The sequence below is a fragment of the Herbaspirillum sp. B65 genome (assembly GCF_000333555.1).
In the GTDB taxonomy this organism is placed as follows: Bacteria; Pseudomonadota; Gammaproteobacteria; order Burkholderiales; family Burkholderiaceae_D; genus Herbaspirillum; species Herbaspirillum rubrisubalbicans.
Genome location: NZ_BADI01000735.1, coordinates 1 through 3,016 on the forward strand (window position 1 = coordinate 1; position 3,016 = coordinate 3,016).

Genomic DNA, 3,016 nt, shown 5'->3' on the forward strand with positions numbered 1-3,016 from the left:
CATGAATCGACTCATCACCGTAGAAGAAACCAAAGAACTGATCGCCAGCGGCCAATGCCTGTCGCTGGCGGGCGCGGAATGCTTGCTGGACCAACTGCCCGCAGGCAATTGGATCGGCGGCACGACCCCCTACTTCATCACCGCAGACGGTGGCGTAGTTTCGCAGGACATGATCTTCGCCACCACCCTCTCCGAATTGGGACAAGCTTCGGTCGCCCACTTTGCCGCCGAGGAACTGGCCGGCATCTGCGCCAATGCGCCCGAAAATGGCTTCGCGCTGACCATCATTCCAGCCGGCAGCAAGGCACACAAGAATTTCGCCGCCGATGCGGGCAATTTCGAAGGCGCGTTTCTCCGTCCGACGGTCGGCTGGATCGCTGGCGTCCACCTCTCCGAGCTGGGCCGCAACACGCCCAAGGTCTATGACGGTCGTGGTCCTCACAAGTACGAAGACATGGCCGTGGTCGCCTACGTGGCACTACCCGAGGACAAGTTGGCCTCCATCGAGATCATCAATCTGTTCGAACCGGATGAGGCAGACGTGCTGCGCTTCCACGAGACCAGCTTCGAAGTCGATGAATGCGAGGTCAATGGTGAACGCACCAACTTCTCCGAATACATCCGTCAACGCGGGCTGGACCATGGCCACTTGCCTCTGGTCGGCGACTTCGGTGGCGCCCATTTGAATGTCTCGCTACAACATGTCGCCAGCGACCATGGCAAGACCCAGCTTTATGCTCCCGTCTTTGTCGGAGTCGATTATCGATTCGCCAAACCCGTGACCGATTACGCTGCCGCCTTCCAGGTAAGGCTCAACGAACAGCAGGCTCAGGGCCAGGTGATGTCGTGCAATTGCATTCTCAACTTCGTCTTTGGCGACCTGGAAGGCAAGTCCATCGGTGGCCTGGCAGGTCCGGTCACCTTTGGTGAAATCGCCTATCAGTTGCTCAACCAGACGCTGGTGGTGCTGCGTATTCACTAAGCCGGATGGTTTTCTTCATCCATCGTCCGTAAGTCACAATGCCCCGCCTATCCATGTGCGGGGCATCGCTTTTTGAAGGTTTCACGTTCCGACTCGATACCGAGCCGGAACGTGTATCGCCTCAACTGCAAGACGTGCTACGGTATCAGAACGTTTCCCACTCCTCATCCGCTTTCTTGTGGCTGGACGCAGCAGCACTCTTGACGGCCTCGCGCTTCTTTGGTGAAGGCAGCGAAGCAGCTTCCTGCAGGACCGGCTTGGTGACCGCCGCCGCAGCAGCCGCAACCGGGGCTGGACGGGGCGCCACACGGGCCGGAGCTACCCGGGCTTGCGGGGTACCCGCCACCTTGAACACCCCCACCGCCGCACGCAGCTCGACGGCCTGCTCCGACATCGCCTGTGCGGCGGCAGCAGCCTGCTCCACCAGCGCCGCGTTTTGCTGGGTGACCTGATCCATCTGGACCAGCGCCTGGTTGACCTGTTCGATGCCGGCGGTCTGCTCCGAAGACGCGGCGCTGATTTCATTCATGATGTCGGTCACGTTGCGCACGGCCTGCACCACTTCACCGATGGTCTTACCGGCTTCCCCCACCAATTGCGTGCCCCGTCCGACGCGCTCGGTAGAGAGCGTGATGAGATCCTTGACGTCCTTGGCCGCGCCAGCACTGCGTTGCGCCAATGAGCGCACTTCGCTGGCCACCACCGCGAAGCCACGCCCTTGCTCGCCGGCACGGGCCGCCTCGACGGCCGCGTTGAGCGCCAGGATATTGGTCTGGAAAGCGATGCCTTCAATGACCGTGATGATGTCCGATACCTTGCTGGAACTGTCCGAAATCTCGTTCATGGTATCGATGACCCGGCTGACCACTTCTCCGCCCTTGACCGCCAGACCCGATGCATTCTCGGCCAAGGCATTGGCCTGCTTGGCATTGTCGGAGTTCTGGCGCACGGTGGAAGTCAGTTGTTCCATGCTGGAGGCGGTCTCCTCCAGCGAGGCCGCCTGCTCTTCGGTACGCTGGGACAAGTCGGTATTGCCGGTGGCAATCTCGCCCGCGGCCACCGTGATCGATTCGCCCGAGGCCTGGATGCCGCGCACGATATTGGTCAGTTGATCTTTCATGCTCACCAGCGATGCCATCAGGCTGCTACGATCGTTCGGCTTGAGCACCACGGCCACCGTCAGATCGCCCGCTGCGATGGACTGTGCCACCGAAGCGGCCTGGGCAGGTTCGCCACCCAGTGCATGAAGGATGCTGCGGGTGATGGTAAAGCCAGCGCCGATGGCCAGCAGGATCGTGAGGGAACCGGCACCGATGAGCGTCCACAAGGTCGATTGGCTCAAGGTATGCACCAGCTCGCTGCGTACCGACAGCAGCGACTCCTCGTCCTGGACGAATTCCTGCTGCACGGCACGGAAGCGATCCATGAAGATCTTGTCGTGGGTGGCGCCGAAATAGCTTTGCAGCTCCTGAGTGGAGGCACTGGCGTTGGCCTCTTTTCTCAGCTTCATCAACATCTGGTCGACTTCCTCGATCTTGTCGGTCAGATTGAGCATTTCGGCCAGACGCTTCTGCTGGGCAGGATTGTCGGCAGTCAGCGATTTGGCCTTCTCGAAGGCCGTGCGGAAATTCTTGCGTCCATTCTTGTAGGGATCCAGAAAGGCTTCATTGCCCGAGGCCACGTAACCACGAATGCCGGTTTCGACATTGACCATGTTGAGCAGCATGTCATCGGCCGCCCCCATCACTTCATAGGTGTGGACATTCATGCCACTGGGACCAGCTCTCGGCGCTGGCGCTGACATTGATGGTGGGCAGGCTGCCTTGGGCCGAAGCAAGGGGCGTTGCAGTTGGCGTTGCGCTGCCGGTGTCCGGCATCAACACATAGCCGGCGGCGGTCTTGCCGATGCGGTAGCCGCTGCCTGCCAGCAGGGCATTGAAGCCCGCTTCTACACTGTAGCTGCCCGCCAAGCCGGCGAGCGCAGGCCCTGCAACTTGCCCGCCTGCAAGGGCAATGGCACATCGGCGGCCTGGG

3 protein-coding genes are annotated in these 3,016 nt (G+C 60.9%); 1 reads left to right on the plus strand and 2 read right to left on the minus strand.

Annotation, left to right across the window (positions count from 1 at the left end; all coding sequences use genetic code 11):
* The coding region (locus tag I5W_RS17270) for a DUF6976 family protein (protein ID WP_044530143.1) at positions 1-982 on the plus strand (982 nt) is incomplete at its 5' end.
* 145 nt (positions 983-1,127) lie between these two features.
* Here I5W_RS17270 and I5W_RS17275 read toward each other — a convergent pair.
* Positions 1,128-2,750, minus strand: a complete 1,623-nt coding sequence (locus I5W_RS17275) for a methyl-accepting chemotaxis protein (protein ID WP_199901756.1) — start codon at positions 2,748-2,750, stop codon at positions 1,128-1,130.
* A partial coding sequence (locus tag I5W_RS30095) for an STN domain-containing protein (protein ID WP_252717079.1) occupies positions 2,731-3,016 on the minus strand: 286 nt, incomplete at its 5' end. The genes I5W_RS17275 and I5W_RS30095, both read right to left, overlap by 20 nt.

Coding starts and splice junctions, on each gene's coding strand:
- I5W_RS17275 (WP_199901756.1), bottom strand. CDS start 2,750: ATGAATGTCCACACCTATGAAGTGATGGGGGCGGCCGATGACATGCTG.